The sequence below is a fragment of the Armatimonadota bacterium genome, from assembly GCA_036504095.1.
In the GTDB taxonomy this organism is placed as follows: Bacteria; Armatimonadota; DTGP01; order JAKQQT01; family JAKQQT01; genus DASXUL01.
In genome coordinates this window covers 131,354-147,496 of sequence record DASXVS010000040.1, presented here as the reverse complement: position 1 = coordinate 147,496, position 16,143 = coordinate 131,354, and the positions used below count along the sequence as shown (strand labels likewise).

18 protein-coding genes are annotated in these 16,143 nt (G+C 62.3%); 16 read left to right on the top strand and 2 right to left on the bottom strand.

Translation table 11 applies throughout. The features are described from left to right. Nucleotides 1-101: 101 nt before the first annotated feature. From VGM51_07900 to VGM51_07830, 15 genes are all read left to right on the top strand, one after another. The gene (locus tag VGM51_07900; protein HEY3412964.1) at nt 102-296 is read left to right on the top strand and encodes a BrnT family toxin; all 195 of its coding nucleotides are present in this window, start codon (nt 102-104) and stop codon (nt 294-296) included. Beyond that, a complete protein-coding gene (locus VGM51_07895; GenBank protein HEY3412963.1) occupies nt 283-564 on the top strand; it encodes a hypothetical protein in 282 nt (93 codons plus the stop codon). Before VGM51_07900 ends, VGM51_07895 begins: the two co-directional genes overlap by 14 nt. Before the next feature lie 61 nt (nt 565-625). Next, on the top strand, nt 626-1,066 hold the full coding sequence (locus tag VGM51_07890) for a hypothetical protein (protein HEY3412962.1): 441 nt from the start codon (nt 626-628) through the stop codon (nt 1,064-1,066). Next, nucleotides 1,063-1,569 (top strand): helix-turn-helix transcriptional regulator, encoded by a 507-nt coding sequence (locus tag VGM51_07885; GenBank protein ID HEY3412961.1) that lies wholly within the window; start codon nt 1,063-1,065, stop codon nt 1,567-1,569. Before VGM51_07890 ends, VGM51_07885 begins: the two co-directional genes overlap by 4 nt. 4 nt (nt 1,570-1,573) lie before the next feature. Then, nucleotides 1,574-2,137, top strand: coding sequence for an aminodeoxychorismate/anthranilate synthase component II (locus tag VGM51_07880; protein HEY3412960.1), 564 nt, complete (start codon nt 1,574-1,576; stop codon nt 2,135-2,137). Next, on the top strand, nt 2,134-3,174 hold the full coding sequence (gene trpD / locus VGM51_07875) for an anthranilate phosphoribosyltransferase (protein ID HEY3412959.1): 1,041 nt from the start codon (nt 2,134-2,136) through the stop codon (nt 3,172-3,174). Before VGM51_07880 ends, trpD begins: the two co-directional genes overlap by 4 nt. Nucleotides 3,175-3,277: 103 nt before the next feature. Beyond that, nucleotides 3,278-4,060, top strand: a complete 783-nt coding sequence (trpC, locus tag VGM51_07870; protein HEY3412958.1) for an indole-3-glycerol phosphate synthase TrpC — start codon at nt 3,278-3,280, stop codon at nt 4,058-4,060. A gap of 1 nt (nt 4,061) precedes the next feature. Continuing rightward, nucleotides 4,062-4,724, top strand: coding sequence for a phosphoribosylanthranilate isomerase (locus tag VGM51_07865; protein HEY3412957.1), 663 nt, complete (start codon nt 4,062-4,064; stop codon nt 4,722-4,724). A gap of 98 nt (nt 4,725-4,822) precedes the next feature. Further along, nucleotides 4,823-6,025 (top strand): tryptophan synthase subunit beta, encoded by a 1,203-nt coding sequence (gene trpB, locus VGM51_07860; protein HEY3412956.1) that lies wholly within the window; start codon nt 4,823-4,825, stop codon nt 6,023-6,025. A gap of 51 nt (nt 6,026-6,076) precedes the next feature. Then, nucleotides 6,077-6,853 carry a tryptophan synthase subunit alpha gene (trpA, locus tag VGM51_07855; protein HEY3412955.1) on the top strand — a complete coding sequence of 259 codons (777 nt, stop codon included), beginning with the start codon at nt 6,077-6,079 and terminating at the stop codon, nt 6,851-6,853. A 17-nt stretch (nt 6,854-6,870) separates the two neighbouring features. Beyond that, entirely contained in the window at nt 6,871-8,067 is a 1,197-nt protein-coding gene (gene tyrS / locus VGM51_07850; protein ID HEY3412954.1) for a tyrosine--tRNA ligase, read from the top strand. A 172-nt stretch (nt 8,068-8,239) separates the two neighbouring features. Continuing rightward, on the top strand, nt 8,240-9,691 hold the full coding sequence (gene dacB, locus VGM51_07845) for a D-alanyl-D-alanine carboxypeptidase/D-alanyl-D-alanine-endopeptidase (protein ID HEY3412953.1): 1,452 nt from the start codon (nt 8,240-8,242) through the stop codon (nt 9,689-9,691). 106 nt (nt 9,692-9,797) lie between these two features. Next, nucleotides 9,798-10,802 (top strand): GNAT family N-acetyltransferase, encoded by a 1,005-nt coding sequence (locus VGM51_07840; protein HEY3412952.1) that lies wholly within the window; start codon nt 9,798-9,800, stop codon nt 10,800-10,802. A 46-nt stretch (nt 10,803-10,848) separates the two neighbouring features. Then, nucleotides 10,849-11,175 (top strand): hypothetical protein, encoded by a 327-nt coding sequence (locus VGM51_07835; GenBank protein ID HEY3412951.1) that lies wholly within the window; start codon nt 10,849-10,851, stop codon nt 11,173-11,175. Nucleotides 11,176-11,181: 6 nt separating this feature from the next. After that, on the top strand, nt 11,182-11,700 hold the full coding sequence (locus tag VGM51_07830) for a GNAT family N-acetyltransferase (GenBank protein HEY3412950.1): 519 nt from the start codon (nt 11,182-11,184) through the stop codon (nt 11,698-11,700). A gap of 30 nt (nt 11,701-11,730) precedes the next feature. Here the strand turns inward: VGM51_07830 and VGM51_07825 are convergent, their stop codons facing one another. Beyond that, on the bottom strand, nt 11,731-13,563 hold the full coding sequence (locus tag VGM51_07825; GenBank protein HEY3412949.1) for a chloride channel protein: 1,833 nt from the start codon (nt 13,561-13,563) through the stop codon (nt 11,731-11,733). Between the two features lie 124 nt (nt 13,564-13,687). Here VGM51_07825 and VGM51_07820 point away from each other — a divergent pair, with 124 nt between their 5' ends. Then, entirely contained in the window at nt 13,688-14,140 is a 453-nt protein-coding gene (locus tag VGM51_07820) for a MarR family transcriptional regulator (GenBank protein HEY3412948.1), read from the top strand. Nucleotides 14,141-14,284: 144 nt separating this feature from the next. Here the strand turns inward: VGM51_07820 and VGM51_07815 are convergent, their stop codons facing one another. After that, nucleotides 14,285-16,066, bottom strand: coding sequence for a hypothetical protein (locus tag VGM51_07815; GenBank protein HEY3412947.1), 1,782 nt, complete (start codon nt 16,064-16,066; stop codon nt 14,285-14,287). Nucleotides 16,067-16,143: the final 77 nt, after the last annotated feature.

The following is a 16,143-nucleotide window of genomic DNA, read 5'->3' as shown; positions in this document are numbered from 1 at the left end:
AGTCGGCCGGAACGATACCATGATATTAGATTGGGATCCCGAAAAGGCGGCGTCGAACTTGGAGAAACAAACATGGCGTCTCATTTGTCGAAGCGGCGACTGTGTTCGACGATCCGCTCGCAGCGATACGAGAGGACGTGCACCATTCCGCAGATGAGACGCGTGAGCATGTCATTGGGCTATCGACCCACCGACGACTTCTGCAGGTCACGTTTACAGAGCGCGGAAATCTGCTCAAGATCATTAGCGCGAGGGTTGCGACCCGAAGGGATCGTACCAAATATGAACAGAGATAAGGCGCAACCCCAACTGGACGCTCTTGCAGAAATGCCGGAGTGGACCGATGACGATTGGGCGAACGCAAAGCCTAACCGCTTTGCGGATCGATTTGGAGATGCAGTAAGCGTTGTGCTGCTCGATCCCGAAGTGGCTGAAGTCTTCACAACCCCTGCCGCTGTGAATAATGCGCTCCGAGCGCTGATTGAAGCGATGCCGGCGCCTGCGAAGCGGAAGCGCGCCGCGAAAACCTCTGGCGGCCGTCAGACAACTGCTGCGCCGAAATAGCGGCGCCGCAAGCACTTCTCGCATTATCGGCAGGACAATGATATAATTGTCCTGAGGCGCCATGTTGCCAGGCTTTGACTTAGCCGGATACCTCCCTGCTGGAATCTATGACGCAGGGTGGGACGAATTCTACAACCGCTTCTGCTTCTCGCCGCGCCGGCAGTTTCTTCTGGCGGGGCTTCGCCTTGCGCTGGATGATTTGGCGAAAGCTGGATGTGGCTGCGTATACGTGGACGGCAGTTTCGTCACGTCGAAACCGTTTCCGCTGGATTACGACGCGTGCTTCGACGTAACGGGCGTCGATCCTGCGCTGCTTGATCCGGTGTTTCGGGACATGACGGACGGGCGGCGGGCGCAGAAACAGAAGTATGGCGGGGAGTTTGTCCCGGCGGGGGCGCTCCATGCGGCAACCGGTTTCGGATTTTTGGAGTTCTTCCAGATGGACCGGAATGGCCGCCGCAAGGGCATCGTAAGGCTGGCGCCGAGGGAGGCGGAGGTATGATCAAGAACGAGCATCAGAGGCGCATTACGCAGACGTGGGTAAAGCGTTTCGCCGCCTCGCTTGAGGCACTGCACGCCTCACGGAGTGACCAGGCGGAGCCGTGGGTCGCGCAGTTGAACGAGGACGCGTTGCGGTCGCAACTGGCGAGTCTCCAAGGTGAACTCGCCGAATACGACGCCTTGCGGAGTGGCCGTCGGAAGGTCCTTTCCGCCGAGTCCTTTGACGATCTGCCGGCAATTCTCATACAGGCTCGTATAGCGAAGGGACTCACGCAGGAGGAACTTGCGAGCCGCGTTGGGCTGAAGAAACAGCAGATTCAGAAATACGAAGCCAGCGATTACGCGATGGTGAGTATGGAACGCGTGCAGGCAATCATCAACGCACTGGAGATCGGTGTCCGCGAGGAGATCCGCCTGTACCCCAAGACGTCACGCAGCGCTATCGCACCCATACAACCTGGCAGTTCTGCGACAACTCAGGCAGGCTTCAGCGTGCTACCCTGAACATATGATCCTTGTTATCGACAACTATGATTCGTTCACATATAACATCGTCCAGTATTTGGGCGAGATGGGCGCGGAAATGCGCGTTGTGCGCAACCGCGACATCACGCTGGACGAAATCGAGGAGATGGCCCCGGAGAAGATCCTGATTTCACCCGGCCCGTGCACCCCCAATGAGGCGGGCGTCAGCGTGGGGACGATTCGGCGCTTCGGCGCGACGACCCCCATTCTCGGTGTGTGTCTGGGGCATCAGAGCATCGCGGCCGCGCTGGGCGGCAAGGTGGTCCGCGCAGACCGCATCATGCACGGCAAGACCTCTCTGATCCACCACGACGGCGCAGGAGTATTTGCCGGACTGCCGAACCCGATGACAGCGATCCGCTATCACAGCCTGCTCATCGAGCGTTCCACCTTGCCGGAATGCCTCACTGTCAGCGCGGAGACCGAAGAGGGCGAAATCATGGGGGTGCGACATAAAGACTGGCCGCTGGAAGGCGTTCAATTCCACCCCGAGAGCATATTAACGGAACGCGGCAAGGACCTGCTGCGCAATTTCCTCGAACAATGATACGAGAAGCCATAGCCCGCGTGATGCGGTTCGAAAACCTGGACCCCCTGGAGGCGGCGGCGGTGATGCAGGAAATGATGTCGGGCGCCGCCACGGATGCCCAGACCGCCGCCCTGCTGATCGCCATGCGGATGAAGGGCGAGACGGTGGACGAGATCTGCGGGTTCAGCCGCACGATGCGGGAACACGTTGTGCACGTTGTACCGAAGCGGGTGAGGAACCACCTCGACATCGTCGGAACGGGCGGCGACGCGCTCATCTTGAACGGCCTGCCCGTCAGCACCTTCAATATCAGCACGACAGCCACTTTCGTGGCGGCCGGGGCGGGAGTGCCCATCGCAAAGCACGGGAATCGAGCGATGAGCAGCAAATGCGGGAGCGCAGATGTGCTTGAGGCCCTCGGCGTGCCCATCGAGGCACCAGCCGAGGTTCTGGCCGCGGCCATCGACGAGATCGGCATCGCGTTTCTTTTCGCCCAGCACCTGCACCCCAGCATGCGTTACGCTGCAACGGCGCGGCGCGAAATCGGCGTGCGGACCGTATTCAACGTCCTCGGCCCGCTGACAAACCCCGCCAAGGCCGAACGACAGTTGATCGGTGTGTGGGCGGCGGAATGGCTCCAACCTCTGGCGGCAGCGCTGAGCGTGCTCGGCAGCGAAAGGGCGATGGTTGTTCATGGAGCGCCAGGGTTTGACGAGCTTAGCACCGTGGGCATCAGCCAGATAGCCGAATTGCGCGATGGTTCGTTGAAGGAGTACACCCTGGACGCTTCGGAATTCGGGCTGCCGAGAGCGAACCTCGAGGACATCCTGGGCGGAGACGCGGTCCATAACGCGCACCTGCTCGAACGGGTGCTTCAGGGAGAGAAAGGCCCACGGCGTGACATCGTCCTTCTGAACGCCGCCGCGGGGTTGCTGGTCGCTGATGCGGCAGAGGACTGGCCGGACGCAATTGAATCCTCCGCGAAGAGCATAGATTCCGGCGCCGCTCTGGCCAAACTGGAACAGCTGCGGAAGATGAGCGTGTCTCCAAGGTAGATCGGACTGCTCCGGTAGGTCGGGCCTCCGTGCCCGACGCTCACAGCCGGGGGCGGCTGTGCCTCATGACGACGTCGGGTAAGGCCCGACCTGCTGTTTTGATATGACCATCCTCGACCAGATAATCGACCGTAACCGTGCCGACGTGGAAACCCTGCGGGCCTCACGGACCGCGATGGAAGCGGCAGCCCTGGCGCTGCCTCCATGCCGGCCGTTCCAGTCCGCCCTGCGAAAACCGGGTGCGACCGCCCTGATAGCCGAGGTGAAGCGCGCCTCCCCGGCGAAGGGGCTTCTCAATGAAGAATTCGACCCTGTCGAGCAAGCCGCGCTCTATGCGGCCAACGGAGCCGCGGCGATCAGCGTGCTCACCGAAAGGCATTACTTCCAGTCAGACCCCGATGACCTCGCACGCATCAGGGCCGCCGTGCCGGTCCCGGTCCTGCGAAAGGACTTCCTGTTCGACACCGTGCAGATCGCGCAGAGCCGGCTGATGGGAGCGGACACCGTACTGCTCATCGCAACCATTCTGGAAACGCCGCTGCTCTGTGAGATGCTGGCGGAGGCCGCTCGCTTCGGCATGGAATGCCTGGTCGAAGCGTACGATGAGGCTGATCTGGAGCGTATCTTCTCGTCTCCGTCCGAAGTCATTGGCATCAACAACCGAAACCTGAAGACGTTCGAGATATCTCTTGAGAACACCCATCGTCTATCCGGTGTCATCCGTTCAGAACGCCCCGACGCGGTGATCGTCGCCGAGAGCGGTCTCTTCACGGCGGATGACATTCGAACCGTTCGGAGTTGGGGAGCGGACGCGGCGCTGGTCGGTGAGGCGCTGATGAAGGCGCCGGATGTCGCCGCCCGCGTGCGCGAGCTGACGGAAGCGTAATATGCCAGTCCACATCAAGATATGCGGGATCACGAATCCCGAGGATGCGCTCGCCGCGGTCGAAGCCGGCGCGGATGCATTGGGGCTCGTTTTCGCACCCAGCCCCCGTTGCGTGACGCTGGAACAGGCGAAGGCGATCCGAATGGCGGTACCGTCGGATGTCGAACTGGTCGGCGTATTCGTGAACGAGGATTTCATGGCGGTCCACGATGCGGTGCTCACGGCGCATCTGGGCGGCGTTCAGTTTTACCGAAACCCGATTTCGCAATGGACCGAAGCGGAGTGTGTACGCTGGCTCGATATCGTTCTGGCGCGTGGCGTGCGGGTGGTTCGGGCGTTTCCGGCGCGTGACGTGGAATCCCTCCGCGCGGAACTGCGGCAGCTCCCTCAGTCGGTAGACCAGATTCTCCTGGATGCATTCGTATCGGGTGTTGAAGGCGGGACCGGCAAGACATTCGACTGGACGCTGGCGGCGGCGGCCAAGGAGTTCGGGAATCCGGTCATCATCGCGGGCGGTCTCACCCCGGACAACGTTGCCGACGCTATCCGTCTGACGCAGCCGTGGGGCGTGGATGTTTCCAGCGGCGTGGAATCATCGCCGGGCCGCAAGGATGCCGATGCGATGCGCCGGTTTGTGACCAACGCCCGCGCGGCTAGTTTGTAGCCGAGGCCGGCACGGAGGCCGGCCCCACGACGGGCGGCGATACGGCGGGCGGCGATACGACGAATCCCCGCCTGGGCTCTGCGTGCCATAATGAGTTTATGGCAACCGACACTAATACTGCGACCGTACCGGGGCATTTCGGGCCGTTTGGCGGCCGCTACGTCCCGGAAATCCTCGTTCCGGTCCTCGACGCGCTCACGACCGCGTATGAAGCCCTGAAATCCGACACGGCTTTCCACGCTGAATTGGACGCCCTCCTGCGCGATTACGTGGGACGCCCGACCCCTTTGACCCTCGCCTCGAATCTGACAAAGCAGGCGGGCGGCGGGCGCATCTGGCTGAAGCGCGAGGATCTCTGCCACACCGGTTCCCATAAGTTGAACAATGCCCTCGCGCAGGTGCTTCTCGCGAAGCGGATGGGCAAGACCCGCATCATCGCCGAAACCGGTGCCGGCCAGCACGGCGTGGCGACCGCGACCGCCTGCGCGCTGCTCGGCCTGCCATGCGTCGTCTATATGGGCCGCGAAGACACGGAGCGTCAATCCCTGAACGTCTTCCGGATGCGTCTGCTTGGCACCGAGGTTGTGCCGGTCGATTCCGGCACGAAGACCCTCAAGGACGCCATCAACGAGGCGTTCCGCGACTGGGTAACCAACGTTCAGGATACGCATTATGTCATCGGGTCGGTCGTTGGTCCACACCCGTTCCCGGCGATGGTCCGAGATTTCCAGAGCGTGATCGGCACCGAAACGAAGCGCCAAATGCACGAACGGGCTGGCAAGCTGCCGGACGCGGTGGTGGCGTGCGTCGGCGGCGGAAGCAACGCGATGGGCATGTTCTGGCCATTCAAGGACGACCTTTCCGTGCGCCTTCTTGGCGTTGAGGCGGGCGGCCATGGGCTGGAGACAGGTGAACACGCCGCTACGCTGGCTGCCGGCGAAGTCGGCGTGCTGCATGGCTCAAAAACGTACGTTCTACAGGACGCGGCCGGACAGATCATCGGCACGCATTCGGTCTCCGCGGGCCTCGATTATCCGGGGGTTGGCCCCGAGCACGCCTATTTCAAGTCCAGCGGCCGCGCGGAGTACTCCGCAGCGACCGACGACGACGCGCTGGCCGGCCTCCAATTGCTTTCAAGGTCCGAAGGGATCATCCCCGCCCTGGAATCCGCCCACGCCATCCCGCGCCTGATGGAAGTCGCCGCCGCGATGACGCCGGACCAAAACGTTGTTCTGTGCCTCTCCGGCCGCGGCGACAAGGACGTTGAACAGGTGCAGCGGATACTGGATGCTGGTGCCTGACCGGTGCGGATGACACCCGAATCCCAAATCCCGAACCCCAAATCCCAACCTATGTCCCGAATAACGAACACATTTGAGAGCATCCACGGCCGCGGCGCGCTGGTTGCCTACATCACCGCGGGCGATCCGTCGCTGGAGGCGACCGAGCGCCTGGTTCCGCAGATCGCCGCGGCCGGGGCCGACATCATCGAACTCGGCCTCCCGTTTTCGGACCCGTTGCTTGATGGCACGGCCATCCAGGTGTCCGCGCAGCGCGCACTGGAGGCCGGAACAACGCCGGACGGCGTATTCGCCACGGTCGCGCGTCTGCGGGCGGGTGGACTTGAGACGCCGATTGTGCTGATGACGTGCACGAACCTCGTGATGCGTCCGGGCTTCGAGAATTTCGCCGCCAAGTGCCGTGAGAGCGGCGTGGACGGTGTGATCGTGACGGATCTGCCGCCGGAAGAGGCGGGGGAATGGAAGGCGGCGGCAGACGCCAACGGCGTGGACACCATCTTCCTGCTGGCCCCGACCAGTACCAATGAGCGCATTGAGGCCGCCGCGGCGATGGCCACCGGCTTCATCTATTGTGTCAGCCGCGCCGGGGTCACCGGTGTGCAGCAGACCGTTCCACCCGAACTTCACGCGCTGCTGGACAAGATCCGAAAGCATACAGACACACCCATCGCCGTGGGCTTCGGCATCAGCACGGCGGAGCACGTAAAGACCGTCTGGCAGTGGGCGGACGGCGCCGTGGTGGGAAGCGCCATCGTGAACGCAATCGCCGCCGGCGAGGACATTCCGGCGTTTATCACCAATCTCCGGCCCGATTTGAGCGGCAACTAGACAGGACAGATCTATATATGGCAACCGTAGACGAACAACTCAAAGCGCTCGCGCGTGGCGTGCAGGCCATCGTTCCGATGGACGAGTTCAAGGCCAAACTCGAGAAATCGGCGAAGACCGGCGTACCCCTGCGCATCAAACTGGGCATCGACCCGACCGCCTCGGACATCCATCTAGGCTTCGCCGTGGTGCTGCGTAAATTACGCCAGTTTCAGGACTTCGGCCACACCATTGACCTGGTGATCGGCGACTTCACGGCGATGATCGGCGACCCCACGGGGCGTTCGCTCACCCGCCCTCAGCTTACGGACGAACAGATTACGGCCCACGCGATAACCTACGAGCATCAGCTGTATAAGATCCTCGATCCGGCGAAGACCAAGGTGCATCGCAACAGCGACTGGCTGGGCAAAATCACTTTCGCACAGCTCATCGAGATCACGGGCAAGTTCACGGTGGCGCAAATCCTGGAACGCGAGGATTTCTCCAATCGGATGGCCAGCGGACAGCCCCTCTACCTGCACGAGATACTCTACCCGGTGGCGCAGGCGCTCGACAGCGTGGACCTGGTCTCGGACGTCGAAATCGGCGGACAGGACCAGACGTTCAATATCATGGCCGGCCGGGATCTCCTGCGCGAATACGGACACGAGCCGCAGATCGGGCTCTTCATGCCCATCCTTGTCGGGCTCGACGGCGAGAAGAAGATGAGCAAGAGCCTTGGAAACTACATCGGCATCTTCGAGAGCCCGGCCGAGCAGTTCGGCAAGACGATGAGCATCCCCGACGCCGCGCTGGAGCAGTGGTTCGAACTCTGCACCGACGTGCCGCTCGAGGAAGTGAAACCTCTGATCGCCGAGAATCCGATGGCGGCCAAAAAGCGTCTCGGCCGTGAGATCGTGGCCCTGTACCACAGCACGGAGGACGCCGATCACGCGCAGGCGGCGTGGGAGCATCAGTTCAGCCAGCGCGAGGTGCCGGACGATATGCCCGAGTTCGAGGTGACGCTGGAAGAGAACGGCACGATCTGGGTGGTGAACCTTCTGAAGGCCGCGGAACTGGCCAAGGGCACGAACGATGCGCGCCGCACGATCCAGCAGGGCGGTTTCCAGTTGAACGGCGAGAAGGTGACGGATATCGAAGCCCGCGTTGCGGCCAAGACCGGCGACGTGCTGAAAGTGGGACGCAGGTACGCGAAGATTTCGGTGCAGTAGAACGGATCCAACTCAAGCGTGGCGCCGGCCTCAGTGCCGGCGATGTTGAGCAAATGGCCGGCGGTGGTGAGCAGGTCGCCGGCAGGGACGCCGGCGCCACGCTTGAAGATGAATTCCTGCCCTCCTCCGGTGTGTTATACTGAGGGCAACCAAATACGCCTGAGGAGTTCCTATGCATTCCTTCCGTACCGTCCGTTTCGCGCTTGCGGCCCTCATGCTGGCCGCCGGCGTATCTCTCGCCCGCGCCGATGACGCCGCCATCAAGGCCGCCATCGACAAGCAGCTCTCCGATCCGGCAATGGCCCGCGGGTGGACCGGCGTGCTCGTGAAGAGCCTGGACAATCACCGGGTCATCTATGCGCTCAACGAAGACCGCCTGTTCATCCCGGCCAGCAACATGAAACTGCTGGTCTCATCGGCCTGCACCGATGTCCTGCCCAAAGATTTCCGGTACACCACCCCGGTGCTGCGCGACGGCTCGCTCGACGGCGGCACGCTGAACGGGAGCCTCTATCTCAAGGGCAGCGGCGACTCGACGCTCGAAGCGAAGGACCTGGTCGAACTCGCCAAGGCGGTCAAAGCGGCGGGAATCAGCAAGGTTAACGGCGACATCGTGGGCGATGGATCGTGCTTCGATTCCCAGCGCCTCGGCTACTCGTGGGGTTGGGATGATCTGGCGGCGTATTACAGCGCGGAGATCGATGGCCTGACGGTTGACCGTGGCACCGTTCACGTCGCCGTCACCGCGGGCGATATCGGCGCGCCTCCGGTCGTGACGATGAACCCGGACGCGGGGTATATGCTGGTCCGCAACACAGCGACCACCGTTGCCGATTCGACTCCTGAAACGATGGTTGTGGATCGTCCGATGGCTTCGAACGTTGTCTCGGTGTTCGGCAATATGCACCGGTCGATCGCGGGTTCCGTGGGCAAGGGGCCGAAGGTTCAGAACGTGGACATCACCATGGAAGAGCCGGCGGTGTATACCGCCTACCTGTTCCGCAAATGCCTTCGAGACGAGGGTGTGACCGTCACAGGGGCCGCTCGCGGCGGCATCGCGCCGGAAGGCGCCACGAAAGTTGCCTCGCACGATTCGCAGCCTCTCCCCGAAATACTGAAGCTGCTCAACAAGCCCAGCGACAACCTCATGGCCGAGAGCCTGCTCAAGACCCTGGGCCTGGTGAAGAACGGCGCGGGCACTACGGGCGCCGGGGCAACTGTCGAGAGGGACTACCTCAAGAAGATCGGGGTGGGCGCGGATTCCGTCCTCATCGAAGACGGCAGCGGACTGTCCAGGCTCGACCTCGTGACCCCGAAGGCCCTCGCCTCGGTCCTGGAGTATATGTGGTCGCACCCCAACCGCGACGCCTTCATCGACAGCCTCCCGATTGCCGGCGTGGACGGCAGCCTGCGCAACCGGTTGAAGGGCACGGCCGCGGCGAACAACGTGAAGGCGAAGACCGGCTACGTTGGCAAGGCGCGCAATCTCACGGGCTACGTGAGCACAAGGGACGGCGAACCGCTGGTTTTCGTACTGCTGATGAACCACTACAACGGCGATACGTCCCCGATCAACTCGGTGCAGGACAGGATTTGCGAGATACTGGCTAACAGCAGCAGGTAGCAGAACAGGTGCAGTTGTCATCCTGAGCGGCGCGAAGGATCTCAGCGTAACGTTGAGATCCTTCTCTCCGCTCAGGATGACAACTTGGGATGGAGGCGGCACAGCAATGAGTGGAGCGGAACGAACGTATTCAGTATTGCCGTGGTCGGGCGCCAGCCCGTTCAGCAGTCTCGCGCTCGCGGTGCGGAACTGCTTCCCCACGGAAGCGATGGACAGCGAAAAACTGGCGGTGCAGATCCTGTGGGACCAGAACTGGGAACCGGATGGCACCTTCGTGCTGCGGGAGCACATCGAGGGCAAGGAAGGCCGGCTGGGCGACGGGGCCGTGCGGGGTTTCTGCGTGGCCATCCACCGCAAGATCCCGATGCCCCACGTGCCGATGGACACGGACCGAGGCTACATCACGCTCTTCGGCGTGGACGAGCGCCTTCGCCGGCAGGGCTATGGCACCAGGCTTCTGGCTGAAGCCGAGGCCTACCTCAAGGTCGAGGGCGCGAAGAAGGTGTTGATCGCGCCGTATGCACCCAACTACTTCTGGCCAGGCGTGGACGTCGAGCGCTACACGGAGGCCGTCGCGTTTCTGCTGTCCCGCGGTTACACGGAGCACTCCCGCCCGCTGGCGATGCAGACGCAACTGGATAAGGTTCGGCGGCCAGAATGGCTGCGCCAGAAGGTGGCGGCGCTGAAGGCGGACAAGGACAAGTCCGTCGTGATCAGGGAGTACTCGCCGGACCTGGTGCCGTTCATCCACGAGTTCATGGTCGAAGACTTCCCGGGCGACTGGGAGCGCTGGGTGCGCGACGCCGCCATTGACATTCATGCCGGCCGCGCCAAGACCGACCGCCTGCTGTTCGCCTGGGACAACGAAACGAACTCCGTGGTCGGCTTCTGCCACTACAACAATGAGCGTTTCGGTCCCGTGGGCACGTCACCGCGCGTCCGGGGCCGCGGCATCGGCGCCTGGCTGACGTTCGAGACCCTGGAGCGTATGCGGATTAGCGGTAAGCAGGTCGCCTGGTTCCTCTGGACCGACGACAAGACGGCCCTGCTCTACAAGGAAGCCGGTTTCGTGGAATGGCGCCGGTTCGTGATTATGCAGAAGGACCTGTAGGAAGCGGTGAACAATGGGGCGGTGAACGATGAATGATGGGAGGTGAGTGAAGTTTTCGCGGCGTGCGGCGATGGCGATCGATGGGTTGTACGGCTTCACGGGCGCCATCGCCTTTCTGGCCCTGTTCGATCTTACGGCGCGCGCCACCCCCAGCGGCAGCGAGGCGCTGGGCTATTCGGTGATGTACGCGTTCATCAACATCGCGATGGGCGCATCGGACATGATCGGTTCGAGGCTCTTCGAGTTCTTCCACCAGCAGTTCGCGCCGCTGGTCTGGATCAACGGCGCCACCACGGCGGTCATCGTTCTCGCCATACCATTCCTGCCGGGCGTGCTGATCAACAGGAAGGACGGAGAGGCCGAGGCGGCCTGACCTCACATGCGCATCCATCTCGAAACCGAGCGGCTGATACTGCGTGATTTCGATCCTGACGACGTGGACAACCTGGTCGCGCTGGACGCCGACCCCGAGGTCCGCCGGTACCTGGATATGCCGGAGCCGCCGACGCGTCACGTGGTGGAGTGTGTTATCCTGCCGCCGATCCTGGCGGATGCGGAGCGCCGCGACGGTTTCGGGCGGTGGATCATCCTGGAGAAAGCCCGCGACTTCAGGTTCATCGGCTGGATCCACTTCCGGCGCGCCAAATCGGATCCCGATGAGATCGAACTGGGGTACCGGCTGATCCGGGAGGCCTGGGGCCATGGTTACGCGACGGAAGCCTCGCTTGCGCTCATCGAGAAGGGCATTCGCGAGCAGGGGGTGACGCGCATTTCCGCGACGGCGCTGGCGGACAACGCCGCCTCCATCCGCGTCATGGAAAAATGCGGGCTCACGCTGGAAAACCGCTTCATGTACAAGGACATCCCAGCCGTGAAGTATTCGCTGCGCGTCCCGTAAGTCTCACATCAGAGGACGGTGCGACGCCCTCTACCTGGGAGCATCGACAGTGTCGTCTTCCTTCACCCGATCCCGTTGAAGAAGCCTGGGAAGCGGGTTGTACACCCGGTGCCGGTGCAGTTCATCCGCCATACGCCGGTGACGGGCCTTGAAGATGTCGCTGCGGGTCAGGAAGCCCACCACAGTTTTCGGCAAATCCCTCTCAACGACCGGAAGGTGCCCGATGTCAAATGTCAGCATCTTGGCCAACGCGTCATGAAGCGGCTCGTCCGGGTGCGCGACAATCACGTCCGGCGTACCAACCTGGCTGACGGTCAGCCGGTCCAGATCCTCCTCAGGACAGTCGATCAGGTCGCTCCGGGAGATAATGCCGGCTAAGTGGCCGTCCGAATCGAGGATGGGGTAGGCCTGATGAGCTGGATGGTCCTTTCGCCGGCCCTGCACTTGTTCTATCACCGTCGTCACCGGCTCATCTGCTTCGACCGTGAAAACGTTCCGGCTCATCACATCGCTCACGTTCACTCCCATCAGCACATCCGCTTCGTACTCCTGGGGGACTTTGACGCCTCGGCGAACCAGCTTTTCCGTCATGATCGAGTGCTCCATCAGGCTGGATGCGATGGCATCCGCGATGACACACACCAGCATGAGCGGCAGCACCGCCTGATAATCCCGCGTCAGTTCGAACGCGAACACGATGCTTGTGAACGTGGCCCGTGTGGATGCGCCGAAGACAGCCGCCATACAGACGAGCGCGAACACGCCCGGCTGGAGTCCGAGAGCCGGCCAGAAATGGGTGATGGCGAAGCCGTAAAGGCAGCCGATTGCGCCGCCAACCGTCAAGACCGGCGCCAGCACCCCTCCGGACGTTTTCGATCCCAGCGAGATACACATCGCCGCTGCCTTCGCGACCACAAGAGCGATCAGAACACTCGCTGTAAGCCGGCCGTCCAGGATCTCCGTGATTGTGTCATACCCGACCCCCAACACGCGCGGCTGCATGTAGCCGATCAGGCCGACAGCCAAGCCGCCAATGGCGGGAAGCCACAGGATGTCGAGTGGAATTCGGTCGAACAAATCTTCCGCCGCATAAAGCGCCTTCGTGATGACGACGGCTGCCAACCCCGCGACCACGCTGAGCCCCATGTACGCCGGCAACGTAGACGGCGTCCCGAAGCCGTGATGTGGAACGGAGAACATCGGTCCGGTGCCAAAAAGGCCGAAGCGCACGCTGGTCGCGATCACGCTGGCGATGCAGATCGGTATGAAGGAGCGCGACTTGAACTCGAACAGCAGCAGTTCGATGGCAAGGATAACCGCCGCAATCGGGGTGCTGAAAGTGGCGGCCATGCCGCCCGCCGCACCGCAGGCGAGAAGCACTTTCCGTTCGGCCGGCGTAACGTGCAGAAACTGGCCGACCAGAGAGCCGATAGCGCCGCCCGTCTGGATGATCGGCCCCTCCGCGCCGAACGGTCCGCCGGAACCAATGGCCAGTGCGGCAGAGACAGGCTTGAGAATCGCTACCCGCGGGCTGATCCGGCTCTTGTTCAGCAGGATCGCCTCCATCGCCTCCGGAATACCGTGGCCGCTGATCTTCCGGGAACCGTATTTCACCATGGCGCCGATGGCGAGGCCGGCGACAGCAGGTATCGGGATCGCCCACAGGGCCAGATGGTGAAACCTGGGCGACACGAAATCCCATGAGAGGCGGTGGTAATAGAGGATGTTTGTAGTGAATCCGATGAGGTGATACAGCCCGTATGCTACAAATCCACAGACAACACCGATTCCGGCGCTCAGTACGGACATGAACAGAAGCCGCGCCTCCGCAACCGGTATCGAGAGTTGTTTCGCTGATCGCATCCTGCCTCCTCTTACAAATGAAGTGCAACCAGTCACAAGTATATTACAATGGAATGCAATTCGGCGAGCATCCAGGCGTGCTACACTTCCCTTAGCGACGTATGGAAAGGCCGGTGTGGCGATTATGACCAAACAGGACTACGAAGCGCTGGCGGGGTTTCGGCGGGCAATCCGGCGCTTCCTGACGTTCAGCGAGGCGGCGGCGCGCGACGCAGGCTTGACACCACAGCAACACCAGCTCCTCCTGGCGCTCAGGGGCTATCCCCATCGGGACTGGGCGACGATTACAGAGCTTTCGGAACGGCTGGATGCTCGACAGCCGGCTGTGACGAACATCGTTCGGAGGATGGAGGTTGGCGGACTCGTAGAACGACGTGCCGATCAGAAGGACGGACGGTCGGTAAGTGTCCATGCGACGGAACGTGGTGAAGAGGTCTTGAATCGCCTGTCCCGACAGCACCTGATCGAGTTGAAACGCCTGAAGCAGGAGTTTCCCAGGATTGAGCATCTCGGGCGGGCAGTGGGCGCCGGCGATTTGGATGAAGGGGAACGCGATCCCGAATCTACGGCCCAATGATGTCCGAGATTTGGCCACCAACCGACGTATTCCGGGCGGGCCGCGTCTACCGACGACGTCGATCGCAGACCCATCGGCGCGGAGGCGCCCGTTCAGGGGGCGGGCGGCGTCAGCGGTCCGAGCGTTCCATCTGGTGATCCTTGGCTACTTCGGCGGTTGAGTGGATGCCTTCTTCATCGTTTCGAAGAAGGTGTACGGTTCGAGCACTTCGACGTGAGCATCGGTCTTCTTCAGCGCCGCCACAACCCCCGCATACCACGACGGCTTTTTCAGGACGGCCCGGAAGATGAGGAAGCGGCGCGGGTCCTCCTTCAAGCGCCTCGCAATCTGTCCCGCGGCGTCTTCCGGGGATCCGCTGAGGTCGTCGCTCATCTGCAGCAGTGGCATCCCGTTGTGCATTCCAAGCGGGGGGACCTTCTGCGCCACGGTGCCTTTGGGCGAGAACCGCGCGTAGGCGTCGAGGACGGATTTCGGCATCGGCGGAGCGTAGCCGTCGATGACGAATCCGGTGATGGAAAGGCCGAATCTGGCGTACCAGTTCGCGCAGTGCCCTTCCCAGAGGCTGACGCCACTGGAAAGACCGCTTGACCGTGGTTCCTCAAGCTCCGAAGGGTTGATATAGCCCGCGCCACTGTCGCCCGCGATGAATGTGTCCATCGCGGTGCGAGTATGGCGTGTATACCAGAACGCGGCCGGGAAACGCTCCGCAAGGTTCGGGTTGAACGCCCAGCCCAGTGGCACCGTTCCGCGTGCCGGATCCTCCCAAATGGTGGGCAGCATCTGGTACAGCCACGCCGCGGAATCCCAGTCGCCCACATAGAAGGCAAAGTAACGTTTGCCGGGTTCCGGTTTCACTTTCGCCACCGGTTTCTCCGGCCCGTAGGCAGGCAACGGCTGATGGGAATAGAAGGACGCGTTTGCCATGGCGCAAAGGCCCAGCGCATCGGCGTCGAGGTAGGCGTTATACGCTGAAATGACGCGGCTGAATTCCCATTCCGACGGCACGCCGCCGTGTTTGCCGCCGACAAGGTCGGTGTACTTGAACGCCCACGGGATGAAGCCTCCGATATGGGTCATCCGTTTGCCGGCGTTATGTCCGGCCGCCGAGGCGAGGATGCGCTTCAGCGTTTCGAGGTCCGTGCCCGGCTTCTGCCCCGGGTCGTCCGTTGCCGGTTCATCTGCCCACGGCGAGAGGTCGAAGAAGAACGCCTTCTTGCTGATAAAGTAGTCGTGGTTGGTAAGCGTGTGGTTCCAGAACCCGGACGCACTCGGGTTCTTGAGCCACGCCGCGTCGATGTAGAACGCCAGCGAACCGGCATCGCACCGCCCGCGATCGAGCAACGTGCTGATGGCCCATCGGTAAGCATCGTTCTTGGCGCTGCCGGTGCTTGGCTCGCCGGTTCCGGGGATGACTCCCTTGCCGGTGAACGCGGGAGTGCCGTCCGGGTGGATGAGCCACGCCTTCACCGGGAGCTTGAGCGTGGTCCGCAATCGGTTGAAAAGCGAATCGGGCCGGGCGTCGTAGCGGACCGGGATCAGGCCGTCGACTCCGGCGATGGTGGACGCGATACACGAGGTTGCCGGCACTGATTCGTCATAGACCACCAAGCCATGCACGCTTCGCCGGAAATGGCGGACCAGAGCGTCGAAATCCTCAACATCGGTGATGGGGCGGCCGTCCAGCCAGTCCCCCTGCGAGCGCAGACGGTCGAGCCACCAATCGTCCAGCATGATGTCGCCGCCTTCCGGAGAATGAATCGCCCGGATATATAGGCGCGTTCCCGATCTGTTCACCAGCCCCTGAACCGCCGCGACCGCGTGAACGTAGTCCCACGCATCGCGGAGCCGGGCGGGGTCTTTGGCCCACTTCTCGGCAAATGTCAGATCGTACCGAACGATTGGATTCGGGGCTGAAGCAGCGGACATGGTTGCAGTGCCTCCAAGGATTACCAAACAGGCCAACAGCGACGATCTCATGGTATGGCAAGTATAACACCGGCGCC